The sequence below is a fragment of the Rickettsia endosymbiont of Oedothorax gibbosus genome (assembly GCF_936269705.1).
Classification (GTDB): domain Bacteria; phylum Pseudomonadota; class Alphaproteobacteria; order Rickettsiales; family Rickettsiaceae; genus Tisiphia.
Map to the genome: position 1 here is coordinate 1,188,331 of NZ_OW370493.1, position 17,288 is coordinate 1,205,618.

Genomic DNA, 17,288 nt, shown 5'->3' on the forward strand with positions numbered 1-17,288 from the left:
TAAAGCATATTTCGCTTCACTCGTCCATACCATCATTCCCGCGTAGGCGGGAATCTATAATACCTCAGGGTATTTTTAGATCCCTGCTTTCGCAGGGATGACAACCATGATCCTATATTTTATTCAAATCTGCAAAAAAAACTTGATTATCGAGTTTTAGACCGGGTAGTTTAAAAGTCGTATGTGGTCAACGTCATTGCGAAGAAGACAGTAGGTCGAAGCAATCCATATGACAATTTATGGATTGCCACGCTCACATACATTCGCTCGCAATGATGGAAAAGCTATCTAAACCCACTCCACCTTCTAACTTTCAACAGTTGTGAGACCTATGTCTCCTCGCTAATAGACAGCACGATTAGTGCTTATTCGGCACTAATTCAGGTTAATTGACTATAGCATTCTTTGTTACAACTAACTTCCAGATTTGCTATTAATCTGAACTTGATATTCTTTATTAAGTGCTTTAATTGCGTATATCCACAATATTACGATAACAAAAAATATAGCAGCAAAATAAGGTGTAGCTTCAACTAAGGTAAAAGTAGGAAGCAAGATAAAGAATGTTGACTGGATAATACCACCACCAGATTTACCGAACCTACCACCTATCACTTCTACTGCCGCTTGTCCTTTTGTTCTAAGATCCTTATCAATAGGAATATATGCCATATTTTTGGTAGCGTCAAATAATGAGTATTTTGTTGCTTTACTTAAAATATTTTGAATCATTCCAATCATCACTGCTACTGCTAAAGGTCCAGAAGCGAATAGACCAGTAACATACATCGCAATAGTACTATCAAAGAAGATGAAGGCAAAAAAAGCAATTCCAGTAATTAACATCATCATAGGAGTAATCATCGCGGCGGTAAACCAAGAAACCCTTCTTAAGATATTAGAGCCAACAACCATGAATAATATAGCTGTCACACCTTGCCAAGCCTGAAATTGTCCCATATACATGGTATAGTCTTCTTTGTTTGGATATAGTTGCTGAATCTTTGACTTCCATACACCTTCTACAAGATTTACTGATACACTATAAGAGATAATGAGTAAGGCAATAAGCCCTAAATATTTTGAACTAAAAATCATTTTAAAGCTTTCTATAAGAGATAGCTTAACCTTGCCTTTCTTGCTTACTTTACTCGTTGCGTCATATAAAGTAGGATCGGTTAAAACATGCTGATTCATCCATCTATACAATAACATGATAACTACAGCACTACCCATCATAATAACAAATAGTGGAGTATATTTCAGATGTTCTGCAACTATTTGAGTTTCTTTGCTTAAAAAATAGCAAAGTATTATGGCAGTAACTGGTAAAGATAAATTTGCTAGCATACCAAACATAGAATAAAAGCGTTTTGCCTCTTCAGTCTTAGTAATTTGGTTAGCAAATTGCCAAAATAATAAGCTAAGCATCATACTTCCCCAAAGTTCTGATATAGCATAGAAGACTGCAAAACTCCACTTACCAACTACCCTAATAAACCACTTAAAATTGGGATACGCATTACTTAATGTCTCAATTGTTTCAGGATTAGGATGCACCAACTCTGGATATGGGTATAATACGAAAGTAAATAATATAAAATATGCCAGAAAGAAACTGGTTACAGCGTAAAAAACATTTTCTTGTTTTAAAAAGTCACAAAGCTTTACATAAGCAACCATAAATAGTATTGCCATTGGTAAAACGACATAGGTTTTTACAAAACTTATTGATTCAGGACCAATAGCTGTTACGACAAATCCATCTTTTATCGACCTAAGGGTGGAATAGTTGAGCAAAATGCAAAACATCATAGCTGCCATAGGCAGAAATTTCTTATTTTCATGCCCTTCAATTGGCCAAACCACTCTTCTTATTTCTGAGAAATAACTATTATTTTTTACCTTATCCATACTGCTTTATTATCATTATATAATCAGTGCACTTAGTGCACTTATATAGACTTATGTACAAAAAGTCAAATAAAATGATTAATTGATAAAGTGATTATTATTTTTCCTATAGCTAATCCTAATAACCCGAATTCTGGATTAAGAAACCTAGAGAAACCTTTAAACATCAGTATTTTACTTACCTTACGCATGGTATAGTCAATTCAGGGGAAGTTGGTGACATCGTCACTCGTCGCTCGCCTATTACTTATAGGCGTAGCTCCATCGTTCCTAGCACCAAATTCCCCTGAATTGACTATATTTAAAAGTCATAGGGAAAATAGCCTGGAGTCATGGCTCAGAGCCACTTTAGTGGAGACGAAGCATCCAATAAATGTGGATTGCCACGACCACTACGTGGTCTCGCAATGACGTCTTGTACTTTTCTGTAATTTTTAAATTGCCACGGAGTTATGCGTAAGGTAAGTAAATTATCAATTTTATTATGCTTTACTACGATGCAAGCCTTGCATATCAAGGTTCTTATGAATTTTATAATCCAGAATTCGGGTTAATAGGTTTTTGATATTGTTAACAAATTAGCTATAAATATGATTAGCGTTAAAAAAGATAATAGCTATATAGAATTATTATATTGTATATTTATTCTTGCTACATTTAGCAATTGAATTTTAAAAGTTATATAAAAGTATTTTTATGGAGTGTATAAATGATAAAAAAAAATAGATTAGACTTTCTGTATAAGGCAATTACTATTGTAGGAGTGCTATTACTAAGCTCATATAGTATAGCAAATACTACGTCACCCACAATGTCAAATGCCAAACAAACTAATATTAATAGTACTACGGTTAATAGCGATAATGAATTACAAAAAATTATTGATGAGTTCGGTTCTTATGCTGCAGGAATTTCAGCAGAATTGAGGGAAGAAATAAAACAATATCGAATAGAAGTTGCTAAAATTAACAGTCATAAACGCGAATTATATAAAAAAATCTCACAAGAAGCTCAAAAATATCTTGCTAAAGAACGAGAATATAAAAAAAGAATTTCAGATTTGAAAAAAGATCAAGAAAATCCTAGCTCTACTGAAAAAAAATAATGCTTTATCAACAATTTCAGCAGAATATTGAGCAGCTAATTGGCAATAGACCTCATCAGAGGTCTATTGCCTTAGCTGTTTCTGGGGGGGCTGATTCCATAGCCCTTTTAATGTTAACACATAAATGGGTCAGCACTAATAGTATTAATGAAAATATTAGTATGGTTGTGATGTTAGTTGACCATCATTTGCGGGAACAATCTAAGCTAGAGCATGAGTATGTTCGGGATTTAAGCCGTAAATTGGGGTATGACTACCATCTACTTCACTTCGATCACCAAAATAATTTTTCTAATTTACAAGCAAGGGCAAGAGAAGGGCGTTATCAATTAATGACCGATTTATGTAAAAAATTAGATATATTGACAATTTTGACAGCCCATCATTTGGATGATTATATAGAAAATTATTGTCTGAGATTAGAAAAAAAAAGTAGCATATTTGGACTTAGTGGTAGCCCTATTAATTGGTATAATAATGTTAAAATAGTGAGACCATTGTTTAACATACCAAAACAACGGTTAGTAACGTATTTAATTGCCAATAATATAAAATGGTTTGAAGATGAATCGAATAAATCCGACAAATACCAACGAAATATTATTAGAAAAAAACTAGCTCAAGAAGGAGAATATGTAAAAAATCAAATAATTTCCCAGCAATCTACAATTAACCAATTAGTAGAAGAAAAATTGCAACCTGAATTAATCGCTTGCATTGCCGAATCAGTAAAAATTTATCAATTCGGTTTTGCTACTATAAATTTATTACAGATTACAGGATTTGCTAGCGAAATAATACTACAGTTAATTAGTTTTGTCCTTATCATTATTAGCGGTAAAAATCGTAGTAGTAGATCAGAGTCAATAAGGATAATAGTGATATTATTACAACAACAAATGAATTTTACTAAAACATTACATGGTTGTGTGATAAAAAAAATTAATAATAATTTAATAATTTGCCGGGAATTTGGCAGAAGTTTGCCGATGGACATTAAACTTAACAATATAGATATTTGGGATGGTAGATTCCGTTTTACAGGAAGCTTTGCAAATAATTCAGGCTACTTAGTAAGTAATTTAACGATCAAAGATTATAGTAAAATAAGAAAAGATTTAGATTTAACAATACTAAAAGAGACAAGTTTCAATAACCATGTTGCTATTTTATTCACTCTACCAGTAGTCAAGATACTTGAAAAAGTTATAGCCATACCCCATATATCCTACTATAATGATGAGGGGTTGAGTAAGGGGCTTGATGTTTCTTTTTCTCCAAATTTTGTATCGCGTTTTACGCATTTCTGTTAGGTGAGTTGTAGATGAATAATCAAGGTAAGAATGTTCTAATTTGGGTATCGATTTTTGTTTTAATGGTACTTGTTTTTCATGCATTTCAAAATGATGGTTTTATTGGAGGAAAGAGTAATATTTCTTTCTCAGATTTTTTAACCAAAATTGATGAAAAAGCAGTTAGTTCTGTTAAAATTCAGGGTAGAATAATCGATGGAAATCTAAGTGATGGAACAGCTTTTTCAACTTATGCTCCTGACTATCCAGATTTAATAAACCGCCTAAGTAGTAACGGTGTATATATTGAAGTAATACCTCCTGATACCAAAATGAACCTGTTGTTTAGCATATTCATTTCGTGGTTTCCAATGATTTTGTTGATAGGTGGCTGGATATTTTTCATGCGTCAAATGCAAGGCGGTGGAAAAGCTATGGGCTTTGGCAAATCTAAAGCCAAGCTAGTTTCAGATAAGGGGCCAAAAGTTACTTTTAAAGATGTTGCTGGTATTGATGAAGCTAAAGAAGAATTAACTGAAATTGTTGATTTTCTTAGAGATCCAAGCAAATTCCAGAAACTTGGTGGTAAAATCCCCAAAGGTTGTTTGTTAATAGGATCACCTGGAACAGGTAAAACTCTGTTAGCAAGAGCTATAGCAGGTGAGGCAAATGTTCCTTTCTTTAGTATTTCTGGTTCTGATTTTGTTGAAATGTTTGTTGGTGTGGGTGCAAGCCGTGTACGTGATATGTTCGAACAAGGAAAGCGTAATGCCCCTTGCATAATCTTTATTGACGAAATAGATGCTGTAGGTCGTCACAGAGGTATTGGCATGGGCGGTGGTAACGATGAACGTGAACAAACATTGAATCAGATGTTAGTTGAAATGGATGGGTTTGAAGATAATGAAGGAGTAGTGATTATTGCGGCAACTAACAGACCTGATGTACTTGACACTGCCTTACTAAGACCCGGAAGGTTTGATCGTCAAATTACTGTACCTAATCCAGATATTGATGGTAGAGAACAAATTTTACAAGTACATTTGAAGAAGATAAAATGTGCTAAGAATATAATACCTAGAACCATAGCTAGAGGAACTCCTGGATTTTCAGGGGCAGAGCTTGCTAATCTTGTTAACGAATCGGCATTAATTGCTGCTCGTAAAGGCAAGAAAGAAGTTAATATGCTGGAGTTAGAGGAAGCAAAAGATAAGGTGTTAATGGGCGTGGAAAGACGTTCTATGATTATGTCAGATGAGCAGAAAAAACTAACTGCCTATCATGAAGGTGGGCATGCATTAGTTGGGCTTTACTGCCCAGCTTCTGATCCAATTCATAAAGCAACTATTATTCCAAGAGGTAAAGCACTTGGTATGGTAATGAGATTACCTGAAAATGATCGGTTTTCTATACAGCGTGATAAAATGGAAGCTGACATAGCGGTAGCAATGGCAGGCAGAGTAGCTGAAGAGCTTATTTTTGGTAAAGACAAAGTTACTTCTGGTGCTTCTTCTGATATTAAAATGGCAACCAGAATGGCTAGAGCTATGGTAACCGATTGGGGGCTAAGTGATGCAATAGGACCTGTATATCATGGCTCGAGCAATGAAGATATGTATGCTAGTGGTAGGGGGGAAGGTCATACTTCTGTACATACCGCAGAATTAATTGATAGGGAAGTGAAAAATTTTGTTGAGAAAGGTTACGATTTAGCAAAAAATATACTAACTGAGCATATTAGTGAACTCCATCTATTAGCCAAAATATTAATTGAGCATGAAACATTGTCAGGGCAACAGATTAAAAACTTGCTTAGTGGTAGAGCTATGAATTCAGAAGAGGCAAATTTATTTCCAATGAGCAATGATGATAATGGTACTATAAAAATTAAAAAACCAAGTCGGAAAAAAGACTTGTAGAGTGGGGAATAGATATGGCAGAACTTAGATTACCACCTAATTCTAAAGTCGGTAAAGGTATAGTACATAAATATTCTGGGGAAGCGGCTAAGTTACGTAATGTTAGGATTTATAGGTATGATCCAGATTCTGAGGAAAACCCTAGAATTGATATTTACGAGTTAGATATAGACAAAACAGGCCCAATGGTTCTAGATGCCTTAATTAAAATAAAAAATGAAATAGATTCTACTTTGACTTTCAGACGCTCTTGTCGTGAGGGGATTTGTGGTAGTTGTGCAATGAATATAGATGGAACTAATACACTTGCCTGCATTAAGCCTATTGAAGAAATTTGTGGTGATATTAAGATATATCCCTTACCACATATGAAAGTAGTAAAAGATTTAGTACCTGATATGTCGCATTTTTATGCTCAATATGAATCGATAGAACCTTGGTTAAAAACTGATACTCTTCCTCCTTCCAATAGTGAAAGATTACAGTCGCTTAAGGATAGAGAAAAATTAGATGGGTTATATGAATGTATATTATGTGCATGTTGTTCCACCTCCTGCCCAAGCTATTGGTGGAATGGTGATAAATATTTAGGTCCTGCGATTTTACTACAAGCTTATCGGTGGATTGCTGATTCTAGGGATGAGTATACTGGAGAGCGTTTAGATGCTTTAGAAGATCCGTTTAAGCTATATCGTTGTCATACAATTATGAACTGTACCAAAACTTGTCCAAAAGGTTTAAATCCAGCTAAAGCTATTGCAGAAATAAAAAGCCAAATAATACAACGTCATGGAGTATAAAATAGAACTTTTTTATTGAATTATTATAGTATATGTAATAATATTAGTACATGTACTATAATAACCTGAGTTTGACGTAAGCACCAAACAAAATGCTAAGCATTATGTAATAACATAAACAAACTGTTGGTGGTGAGCTATGGTAAAAATAAAACCTTCTTTCAAACCAGTTTGTTAGAAAGAATATTTGAAAAGTAAGAAGGGAGGGATTATAAAGTTCTCGAATAATAACAACAAAATTGGAGAATATATTATGATCCCTCTTACGGAGATTTTCTGCTTAATTGATGATTTTTGCAAGCATTTTGATACGGAGCAAAATAAATATATATTACCAAATCCTAACCGTAAGCGTAAAGTAGTTTGCAGTATAGGACTCTCAGAGATTATTACTATTATAGTAATGTTTCACTTGAGTCACTACCGTACCTTTAAAGATTTTTATTTATGCTGCCTATGTCAAAGTTATAGAAAGGAATTTCCAAAACTTGTGAGCTATAGTCGTTTTGTTCAGTTAATGCCAATGAGCTTCATGCCCATGGTGTTACTGCTAAAAAGCCTATCAGGAAAACAAACTGGTCAATATTATATCGACTCTACTAAACTTCCTGCTTGCCATAATTTAAGAATTAATAGACATAAAGTATTCAAAGACATAGCAAAAAGAGGTAAGACTTCCACTGGGTGGTTCTTTGGTTGTAAGCTACATATTGTCATTAACAGTTGCGGAGAGATTATGAGTTTTTCTTTAACTCCAGGAAATGTTGATGATAGAGCAGTGGTAGAAAATTTAGTAGATAAATTACAAGGCTGGCTTTTTGGTGATCGTGGGTATATCAGTAAAAAACTCACTCAATCCCTTGCTAATCAAGCTTTAGAACTAATAACAAAAATTAAAAGTAATATGAAAGAAAGAATAATAGATCCTATTAAAAAGCGGTTTTTAAATAAAAGGTATATTATTGAAACCATTAATGATCAACTAAAAAACCTTTGTCATATAGAGCATACAAGGCATAGATCTGTTATGAATTTTCAAACTAACGTATTAGCTGGACTGCTTGCCTATGTTTTTAAGCCTAATAAAATTTCTGTAGCTTTTGGAAAATTAAACAATCTCAACCTTCCTCTTACATCAAACTGAGGTTATTATAGGCTCATGTTATGGAAGCAATTTCTTATACTAAAGCTCGTAACGAGTTTCCCAGTCTTATGAATAAAGTGTGTGATGATCACTCTCCCATAATCATAACGAGACAAAAACAACAATCTGTAGTTGTAATATCTCTTGATGATTACAATGCTTTGGAAGCAGTATATCTGCTAAAAAGCCCTAAAAATGCTAAAAGATTAAATCGTGCAATTCACTATCTTAAAGAAGACAAGAATTTTAAAAAATATCACTATAATGGACGTATTGTTTCATACTGATGCTTGGAATGATTATCGTATACTTGCAGCAAAACTGCGTAACACTATCTAATTTTTTTGCTAGTACGAATTTATTGTATAATACCAATTGCAATAATTAACGCAGTGGTATAAAATGGGTTTTTAACTGATAAAGGTACTCAAATGGCTAGGTTAATATTACCACAAGGTTTTCATGGTCATGATTTTATAAAAATGATGAAACATGAGCCGCATGGTCGAAATCGTATACGTTTATTGGCGATGTATCACCTTCAATTAGGCAAATCTTTAAAAGCCATATCTGAAATAGTGAAGTCACACTGGAAAACTGTGCAATCATGGCTCAGAAGATTTAGGAATCATGGTTTTGAAGGATTATTTGAATCACAAAGAAGCGGCGCCCCTAGGAAGATTAACACTATACAAGAGTCTGCTCTTTTTGATAAAATCAATACGCTCAGTGAAAGTAAAACTGGTGGGTATATAACTGGAAAGGAGCTACATATCATGTTACTTGAGGAATATGGTGCTAAATGCGCTTTAAAAACAGTCTACAATACTATGCACCGCCTTGGTTTTAGCTGGATTACTTCTCGTTCAATGCATCCAAAGTCAAATCAAGAGACTCAAAATACATATAAAAAAACTTCCCAGACATGTTAACAAAATTATTACCAAAAAATATCGATAGATGTAAAGTTGATATATGGTCTCAGGATGAAACTCGAGTTGGGCAACAAGGTAGCTTAACTCGTATATGGGCTAAGCGTGGCACTAGACCCCGTAAAGTTCGGCAACAGCAATTCATTTCAACATATATTTATGGAGCTGCTTGCCATGATACAGGAGAAGCTTTTGCATTAATTTTACCATATGCAAACACACAGGCAATGAATAAATTCTTAGAAGAGCTTTCTCGCAGTATTCAAGGCAACCGACATATAGCTTTACTAACGGATAATGCAGGTTGGCACACAGCCAAAAAACTAACTGTGCCAAGCAATATCACTTTGATACCGCTTCCGCCCTATGCACCGGAACTTAATGCAATGGAACAAGTTTGGGAATGGATCAAAAATCATTTCTTGTCTAACCAATGTTATGGTGTATATGAAGATATCGTCACTATGGCTTGTTACGCTTGGAATCAATTTGCTCATAATGTAGATTTAGTAAAATCAATTATGTATAGAGACTGGATAAACACACCGTGTTAATTATTGCAATTGGTATAACTAATGAACTGGCTAAGATTTTTCCTGATAAGCGAGATTCTGATAAAATTACTCATACTATTTTAACAATGCTCAAACAGCGTATTTATGGTATTGCTCTTGGTTATGAAGATTTAAATGATCACGATAATTTAAGAAAATGTCCTATAGTTTGTGTAAGTTGCAAAGAAAGCAGTAAGAGATTACTGTAAAAAAAGTAACTTAAGCAAGCAAGGAGGAATTATGGCTAAAAAATTAGATACAGATAAAGATACATTAACCTGAGTTTGACGTAAGCACCAAACAAAATGCTAAGCATTATGTAATAACATAAACAAACTGTTGGTGGTGAGCTATGGTAAAAATAAAACCTTCTTTCAAACTAGTGTGTTAGGAGAAAGAATATTTGAAAAGTAAGAAGGGAGGGATTATAAAGTTCTCGAATAATAACAACAAAATTGGAGAATATATTATGATCCCTCTTACGGAGATTTTCGGCTCTGTACAAATAAGTGTGTAAATTTTTCAAAGGTTATATAAAAATATAATATAACAAAAGGAGAAATTATAATGCGTCACAAACAAAATGAAGCAATGAATCAAGCAATAGATTTATTAATAAATAATGATACAGATATATCAACTTTATTTAAAGAGGATGGTTTATTAAAACAATTAACCAAAAGGCTTGTAGAGAAGGCATTGCAGTCAGAGATGAATAATCACTTAGGATATGATAAATATTGTCATACTGATAGCAATAATGTTCGTAATGGTAGTAAAGTAAAGAATCTAGTAACAAATAATGGAGTTGTAGAGATTGAGGTTCCAAGGGATAGAAGTAGTACATTTGAACCTGCATTAATTCCGAAGCGTCAAAGACGTATTGAAGGATTTGATGATAAAATAATATCGTTATACGCTAAAGGAATGAGCTTATCTGATATTAAGATTCAAATGCAAGAATTGTATGGAGCTGACGTTAGCGAAAGTTTGATAAGTCAAATTACTGATGATGTAATTGAGGATGTCAAGATATGGCAAAGCCGACCATTGGATCGAGTATATGCTATAGTATTTTTTGACTGTTTAGTAGTAAAAGTACGTCAAGATAAACGAATTATCAATAAGTCTGTATATGTAGCATTAGGTATTGATTTATCTGGAAGGAAGGATATTTTAGGATTGTGGAACAGTGAAAATGAAGGAGCTAAATTTTGGCTTGGTAATTTTACTGAGATGAAGAACAGAGGTATGCAAGACATGCTTATTGCTTGCAGTGATAATTTAACCGGTATGTCTGAGGCAATAGAAGCAGTTTTTCCGAAAACCGAACATCAATTATGTATTGTACATCAGATTAGAAATAGTTTAAAATATGTATCATATAAAGACCGAAAAGAATTAGCGGCTGATTTAAAGCCTATATATACTGCTAGCACAGAGGAAGAAGCACATCTTGCTTTAGAATCTTTTGAAGCTAAATGGAGTAAACAGTATCCACAAATTGCTAAATCTTGGTATGTTCATTGGGAAAATTTAATGGTTTTTCTAGAATACCCTGAGGCGATAAGGAAAGTAATATACACAACTAATAGTATAGAATCTGTCAATAGCCAATTACGTAAGGTTACTAAGAATAAAAGGGTTTTTCCAAATGATAATGCCGTTTTTAAGACCTTATATTTGGCAATTGATTATATGACCAAGAAATGGGTTATGCCGATTCCGAACTGGAACGCAGCTATGGCTCACTTTTTGATAAAATTTGAAGGTAGAATTTAAGCCCTATGAAAAATTTACACACTTAAGCAGAAAATCTCCGTAAGAGGGATCATAATATATTCTCCAATTTTGTTGTTATTATTCGAGAACTTTATAATCCCTCCCTTCTTACTTTTCAAATATTCTTTCTAACAAACTGGTTTGAAAGAAGGTTTTATTTTTACCATAGCTCACCACCAACAGTTTGTTTATGTTATTACATAATGCTTAGCATTTTGTTTGGTGCTTACGTCAAACTCAGGTTGAAATATAGCTCAAAAAGCCTTGATATATTATAGATTCCCGCCTACGCGGGAATGATGGTATGGACGAGTGAAGCGAAATATGCTTTACTTGTACGGAGTCAGCTGAAAAATAGTTTTCAGCTGCTCCAAATTAAATAATAATTTAATTAATAGGTCCATACCATGATAAATAATAGCATAAAAAATACTATAATAGGAATAGATTTAGCAAAAAATAGTATGCACTTGGTGCAAGTCGATCAAAATGGCAAAAAAATAGGTTATCAAAAAGTTACAAGAGATGAGTTAATAGCCTATTTAAGCAATCTCGATAAAAGTTCATTGGTAGCTATGGAAGCATGTGGAGGAGCTAATTATTGGTCACAGGAAATTGCTAAGCTTGGTTTGCAAGTCAAACTAATGAAAACAAAAGATGTAAAAGTTTATGCTACATCGAAACAGAAAAATGATTATAACGATGCGTTAGCAATATGCAAAGCGGCTCGTGATCCAGAATTAAAAACTGTGCTGCCAAAAAGCAAAGAGGAACAAGATATAAAATTTTTGCATAAAATTAGAAGTAATACGATCAGAGATCGTGTGCAAAAAACTAATTCTACAATATCAAGTTTATGTGAATATGGCTATAATACAAAATTAAGTAAAAATAAATTTTGCAAATCATGTAGGCTGGAGGTAGAGTTAGCGTATAGTAAAGGTTATATAAATTCTGGGATACGGTCAATTTTACTTTTAGAATGTAAAGAAATTGAGGATTTATGTGACAAAGAGAAAACTTTAGAAAAGCTGATTATCAGCAATAATAAGCAAAGTGAGAAAGCTACTAGGTTGCAGACAATTTTTGGCATTGGAGCAATCAATGCTAGTTGTTTGAGTGTAGCCCCAATGGAAAGTTATCCAACCCCGAGGGATTTTGCTGCTTCGCTTGGTTTGGTACCAAAGCAACATAGCTCAGGAGATAAGATAGTTTTAGGAGGGATTACCAAACAGGGAGATAGATATGCCAGAACTATGTTGATTCAAGCCGCAAGGACAATAGCAATAAGAGCAAAAAGTGGTAAGGAATCGAAAGATAAACTAGTGCAGTGGGCAGTGAAGAAATTTGCTGAAAATAAATCATATAATATTATATGTGTTGGTTTAGCAAATAAGTTAGCAAGGATTGCTTATGCAGTAGTCACCAATGGTAGCGAATATGTTGCAAATTAGTTTAGTTGAGAAAAAAGAAAAAACTATGTCAACTAAATAAAAATTGGTAATTGATAAATATTGCGAGTAAAGATTAGCAACAATAAAGAGAACGAAAGTTAAAGAGTTAATGAATAAGTATTCTGAACAAAATCCGTAAGTATGTCGAGGCTCTAGAAGCCGTGGGAATGAGAGGTTACTCAAGGATATTTATAAGAATGCAGAAACCATTATGGCACTCGATGCCGAATATATGACCGCTTCCTTTGTGGCTCTATTTTTTTATTTTCTTTGTTGACAAATTCACTCGTCCATATATGACAAATTTTGCGTTTAAAGATAGATGTTGTGACTCGGATATCATAGCAATTATCTTTTATCTAAATTTTCAAAAAAATATTTATCTAAATAATAAAACAACGTTTTTGTTGAATAAGTTTATGGCAAACTTCAAGTAGCTTACGCATACAAGCAACTATCGCAACTTTCTTAGGTTTAAAATTATTAACAAGCCTATTGTATAAAGTTTTTAAATATTGAAAACCATTTTTGCCAGTTAATACCGCCATGTATAAAGCATCCCGTGGTATTTTTCTGCCTCCCCTAATAAATCTTCGTCCTTGCTTATTACCACTATCACGGGCGTACGGAGCTATCCCCACAATTGCTGACAATTCATTACTACTATAATTTTTATCCCCTAATTCAGGTACAAAACTAATTAGTTTTGTAGCCAAACATTTACCAATACCAGGTACAGTCTCTAATATTTTTACCTTCTCTTTTAACTCTTCTGACTCATCTATTGTTTTGTTTAACTTCTTATCAAGCTCAGCTATTTCATTTTGTAAGAATTTAATGTGTTTTTCTATACTATCTTTATCAATACCATCAATACTATGATGTAGTCTTTTCTTTTCATTGCTAAGCATTAATACTAAATCTTCTCGTCTTTGCTTATATCTCTTCAAATTCTCTGATTCAACTTGATATATATAATTCGCTGAAAGCTGCATCTTATCACCATAATATGCTAATTTAAATGCATCCTTCCTATCAGTTTTACACAAATTTACCGATTTACTAAAAGAATTAAAACTATATGTATTGACCTTATGTATTTGTTGCTTATTATTATACAGCTTTTGACAAATCTCAGCTTCGTATCCTCCAGTGGGTTCACATATTATTAGCTTAATCTCTTGCTCTTTTGCTAATTTAATCACCTCTTCATGACCAGCTGCATCATTGGCAAAACGATGATATTTAGGTTTATCGCTTGTATTATATACACATATATCAAGCCATTGTTTACTTACATCTAGACCTATTATTTTACTCATGATATAATCTCCTTCGTCTTATTGTGCAAGGCTGCTACTTCCAACACCTTCTGCAATTTGTTCAAAGCAAACTTTGTAAGAGGGTACTTATTCTATGCTCGATTATCTCAATCAAGTACCCCTCAAATCACCCTCTTACCATTACTTATATCATAATTTAAAGATATAAGTACCCTACAATTTTTGTAAAGATGGTATTAGGATAGAAAAAAGTTTTTGTTTGGGAGGTATTAATAATGTGGATATTAGCTGCGTTATGGCTGTTGTAGATTGATAAAAAGCATTTTTGATATGATCAAAGCCATAGGTAAATAATGAAAACAATTGTCTTTCAATGGTTTTGTACCGTTTTATTCGGATGGGATTTAAGGCATTTTGTATTATTCCATTTTTGACTATTAAAGCTGAAGCAATAGCAGTTATCACTAATAATTTTTCAAATCTATCCAATTTTACAATGTGACTTTTTTCAATATCAAAACCACCGCTTTTTAGGTGCAAAAATAGTCGTTCAACACTCCAACGAAATTTATATAAAGCAAAAATATCTTGCTCTATTTCAATTGAAGACACCAGAACCATCAGCTCGCTCTTATCATTTCTATATGCGGTAAAATTAACCTTTCTATTCCATAATATACCACTACAAGCCCTATACTCTAAGGCTTTAACATCACTAAATATTCTTTCAATGGTTAAAGTTCTTAAACCTTTTGTAAGACGAATTTTATGATCCATTTTTAATGGAATAACAAACTTTAGATGGTTATTTATCAGAAAGTCTAACCATTCTTTATTCATAAATTCTCTATCAGCAAGCAAATATTTTATTCTTTCAACGCCAAAATTATTAATAAATTTCTGTAAAAATTCCTTCATAAATTCTGCAGAACACCCGCCACCATGCGACAAAGTCTTCCAGAATATTGGCACCGATATTTTACCAATTACCATTACTAAAAATAAAATATTAATATCGGATTTACCAAATTTCCAACTTGTCCTATCCATTGCTACGACATAATTTTTTGAAGCAAAAAAGCTTAATAGCAAATAGCCAACCTTCATATAATCAAAATTAAAATCTTTTAAAAAACGATAAATTCTATGAGTTTTTGACGTCGCTTTAGCATCACCTAAAATACCAAGTGCTAAACCTTTTTGATAAATTGAGCTGCCCGTCAGCAAACTAATTACCATACCAACCAAACATTTTAATCTTGATTTATTTCCGTCTATATATAAAATCAATTCTTGAAGTATTATATTATGCATTTTGTTATAAAAATACCTACCTTATACTACTTCACACCACTCTAAATCAACCATTCTTCTTCATCTTCTCAAAATTGTAGGGTACTATACTCGGATATATTCAAATTTCCTTCAAACAACCTACTATTTATAAGTTCTGCAAAAAACTTGATTATCGAGTTTACAGATGCAAGAAGAGTAGCTTGTACTATTGACTCTGCTGTAATTTTACGTTCTCTTATTATCATTTTCTGTTCTTTAGCAAGTTTTTTTAATTGAGCTGGTATTAAAAAACCTTTTATTTTTTTGACTATTTCTTGTATACTCATTTTGAGGATGCCTTATTAGTTGTTTGTGAATCCTCATTTATACAATCTTAAGTCGTATCTTCCTACATATTTTTCATCTTATTTTCCTTAAACTGACGCCTATGTGCGTGGGCGGGAATCTAAGATCCCGCAGCGAAGCAGGGATAATAACCTACGCAGGTATGACACTAAGTCGAGCAAGGATGACATTAACTAAATGAACGAGAGCTATATGGTAAGCCATAATAATCTTTATCCACATATTTACCCAAAGCAGGTTAAAGAAATTGTATTTTTAAAACATTTTATTCATAATCTTAACATAATGGTAGGTGATTATACTTATTATCATGATCACCGATATCCAGAACATTTTGAATGTAATAACGTTGTAGGATATCATCAGTGTAAATTAATTATTGGTAAGTTTTGTGCTATTGCTAAAGGAACTATTTTTATTGCAGATGATGTTAATCACCCAATGGATGGTTTTTCTACTTATCCATTTTTTATTTTCGAAGGTTGGAATAATTATACACCAACTCCTAATAAAGGAAGGAGTACAATAGTTGGTAATGATGTGTGGTTTGGTACTAATGCAGTCATTATGCCGGGAGTAACAATAGGAGACGGAGCAATTATTGGAGCATATGCAGTGGTTACTAAGGATGTACATCCTTACTCTATCGTTGCAGGTAATCCTAGTAGAATTATTAAAAAAAGATTCTCCGATGATATAATCAATGAGTTAGTACAAATAAAATGGTGGAATTGGGATTATGATAAAATTACTAGAAATATCAAGGTCATAGTAGGAGCAGATATTGAGCAACTTAAAAGTTGTAAGTAATAACATGTATTTGTCTACTAGGCTCTGTGAACAAAATTTTAATTGTTTAGATTTTGAGTATTTTTAAGCGAAAATTAATAAGATTTTTGCCGGAATAGTTAGTTCTATTTCAAAAAAATCTTATAATTTGCAGCTAAAAAGAGTCGAAATCTAGTAATTTAAATTTTGTTCACAGAGCCTAGGGATATAACGTAAATAAAACTTAAAAAATACTATGAAAAAACCAGCATATTTAATAGCTTTGCATTTGATATTTATTACAGTGAGCTTAGTCGCTTCAGCAAATGATGTCATTTACATATCATGTCCACAAGGATATATTCCTAGTATCCCTAGAGATCAAGACTTGAAACAAGGGGCAAGATTTAAGTGCGAGAAAACTCCATTATTGGCAAAAATGAAGTTAGCTTTTCCATTTCAAAAGAATCATAAAATAAAGTGTATACAAGGAAGTTTACAGATGGGTAGAAGCTATTCTCATGATGCAATAAAATTTGCTTTGGATTTTGCAAGTTTGCCAGATTCCTTAGATGGAACAGTGGTTGCCTCAGAAGATGGAATTGCCTATATCTATGATAAATGCAATAATCCTCATTACTCAAATATTACATTAGATGATTGTGGAAGTGGTTATGGCAACCACGTTAGTTGAAGAGAT

Annotated in this window: 16 protein-coding genes and 2 pseudogenes; 14 read left to right on the forward strand and 4 right to left on the reverse strand. The window is 33.0% G+C overall.

The window, feature by feature from the left end:
* Positions 1–414: 414 nt before the first annotated feature.
* Positions 415–1,914: an Npt1/Npt2 family nucleotide transporter gene (locus tag NBW66_RS06590; RefSeq protein WP_250312076.1), complete on the reverse strand. Its 1,500-nt coding sequence runs from the start codon at positions 1,912–1,914 to the stop codon at positions 415–417.
* A gap of 709 nt (positions 1,915–2,623) precedes the next feature.
* Between NBW66_RS06590 and NBW66_RS14785 the strand changes: the two genes are divergently transcribed.
* The 12 genes and pseudogenes from NBW66_RS14785 to NBW66_RS06645 all read left to right on the forward strand — a co-directional run bounded on the left by NBW66_RS14785 (position 2,624) and on the right by NBW66_RS06645 (position 12,896).
* Positions 2,624–3,019, forward strand: coding sequence for a hypothetical protein (locus NBW66_RS14785; protein ID WP_410525823.1), 396 nt, complete (start codon positions 2,624–2,626; stop codon positions 3,017–3,019).
* On the forward strand, positions 3,019–4,332 hold the full coding sequence (gene tilS, locus NBW66_RS06600) for a tRNA lysidine(34) synthetase TilS (RefSeq protein ID WP_250312077.1): 1,314 nt from the start codon (positions 3,019–3,021) through the stop codon (positions 4,330–4,332). Before NBW66_RS14785 ends, tilS begins: the two co-directional genes overlap by 1 nt.
* Before the next feature lie 11 nt (positions 4,333–4,343).
* A complete protein-coding gene (gene ftsH / locus NBW66_RS06605) occupies positions 4,344–6,230 on the forward strand; it encodes an ATP-dependent zinc metalloprotease FtsH (protein WP_250312078.1) in 1,887 nt (628 codons plus the stop codon).
* A gap of 14 nt (positions 6,231–6,244) precedes the next feature.
* Positions 6,245–7,030, forward strand: coding sequence for a succinate dehydrogenase iron-sulfur subunit (locus NBW66_RS06610; RefSeq protein ID WP_250312079.1), 786 nt, complete (start codon positions 6,245–6,247; stop codon positions 7,028–7,030).
* 253 nt (positions 7,031–7,283) lie between these two features.
* Positions 7,284–8,174 carry an IS982 family transposase gene (locus NBW66_RS06615; RefSeq protein ID WP_250312080.1) on the forward strand — a complete coding sequence of 297 codons (891 nt, stop codon included), beginning with the start codon at positions 7,284–7,286 and terminating at the stop codon, positions 8,172–8,174.
* 20 nt (positions 8,175–8,194) lie between these two features.
* Positions 8,195–8,344, forward strand: a pseudogene (locus NBW66_RS06620) (type II toxin-antitoxin system Phd/YefM family antitoxin); the annotation flags it as partial.
* 43 nt (positions 8,345–8,387) lie between these two features.
* Positions 8,388–8,513, forward strand: coding sequence for a hypothetical protein (locus NBW66_RS14530; RefSeq protein ID WP_284346825.1), 126 nt, complete (start codon positions 8,388–8,390; stop codon positions 8,511–8,513).
* 92 nt (positions 8,514–8,605) lie between these two features.
* Entirely contained in the window at positions 8,606–9,106 is a 501-nt protein-coding gene (locus tag NBW66_RS06625) for a helix-turn-helix domain-containing protein (RefSeq protein ID WP_250310542.1), read from the forward strand.
* Complete coding sequence (locus NBW66_RS06630) at positions 9,100–9,660, forward strand: IS630 family transposase (protein WP_250310543.1); 561 nt, start codon at positions 9,100–9,102, stop codon at positions 9,658–9,660. Before NBW66_RS06625 ends, NBW66_RS06630 begins: the two co-directional genes overlap by 7 nt.
* Positions 9,661–9,671: 11 nt before the next feature.
* Positions 9,672–9,869 (forward strand): annotated as a pseudogene (locus tag NBW66_RS06635) (transposase); the annotation flags it as partial.
* Between the two features lie 358 nt (positions 9,870–10,227).
* Positions 10,228–11,442 carry an IS256 family transposase gene (locus NBW66_RS06640; RefSeq protein ID WP_250310568.1) on the forward strand — a complete coding sequence of 405 codons (1,215 nt, stop codon included), beginning with the start codon at positions 10,228–10,230 and terminating at the stop codon, positions 11,440–11,442.
* 407 nt (positions 11,443–11,849) lie between these two features.
* Positions 11,850–12,896 carry an IS110 family RNA-guided transposase gene (locus tag NBW66_RS06645; RefSeq protein WP_250310795.1) on the forward strand — a complete coding sequence of 349 codons (1,047 nt, stop codon included), beginning with the start codon at positions 11,850–11,852 and terminating at the stop codon, positions 12,894–12,896.
* A 383-nt stretch (positions 12,897–13,279) separates the two neighbouring features.
* Here the strand turns inward: NBW66_RS06645 and NBW66_RS06650 are convergent, their stop codons facing one another.
* From NBW66_RS06650 to NBW66_RS06660, 3 genes are all read right to left on the reverse strand, one after another.
* A complete protein-coding gene (locus tag NBW66_RS06650; protein ID WP_250310767.1) occupies positions 13,280–14,218 on the reverse strand; it encodes an IS110 family RNA-guided transposase in 939 nt (312 codons plus the stop codon).
* A gap of 174 nt (positions 14,219–14,392) precedes the next feature.
* On the reverse strand, positions 14,393–15,493 hold the full coding sequence (locus NBW66_RS06655; RefSeq protein WP_250310546.1) for a transposase: 1,101 nt from the start codon (positions 15,491–15,493) through the stop codon (positions 14,393–14,395).
* A gap of 68 nt (positions 15,494–15,561) precedes the next feature.
* Positions 15,562–15,801 (reverse strand): hypothetical protein, encoded by a 240-nt coding sequence (locus NBW66_RS06660; RefSeq protein ID WP_250312081.1) that lies wholly within the window; start codon positions 15,799–15,801, stop codon positions 15,562–15,564.
* A gap of 211 nt (positions 15,802–16,012) precedes the next feature.
* Between NBW66_RS06660 and NBW66_RS06665 the strand changes: the two genes are divergently transcribed.
* Together NBW66_RS06665 and NBW66_RS06670 are read left to right on the forward strand one after the other, a co-directional pair.
* A complete protein-coding gene (locus tag NBW66_RS06665; protein ID WP_250312082.1) occupies positions 16,013–16,630 on the forward strand; it encodes a CatB-related O-acetyltransferase in 618 nt (205 codons plus the stop codon).
* Between the two features lie 214 nt (positions 16,631–16,844).
* Entirely contained in the window at positions 16,845–17,282 is a 438-nt protein-coding gene (locus tag NBW66_RS06670; RefSeq protein ID WP_250312083.1) for a hypothetical protein, read from the forward strand.
* Positions 17,283–17,288 lie beyond the last annotated feature (6 nt).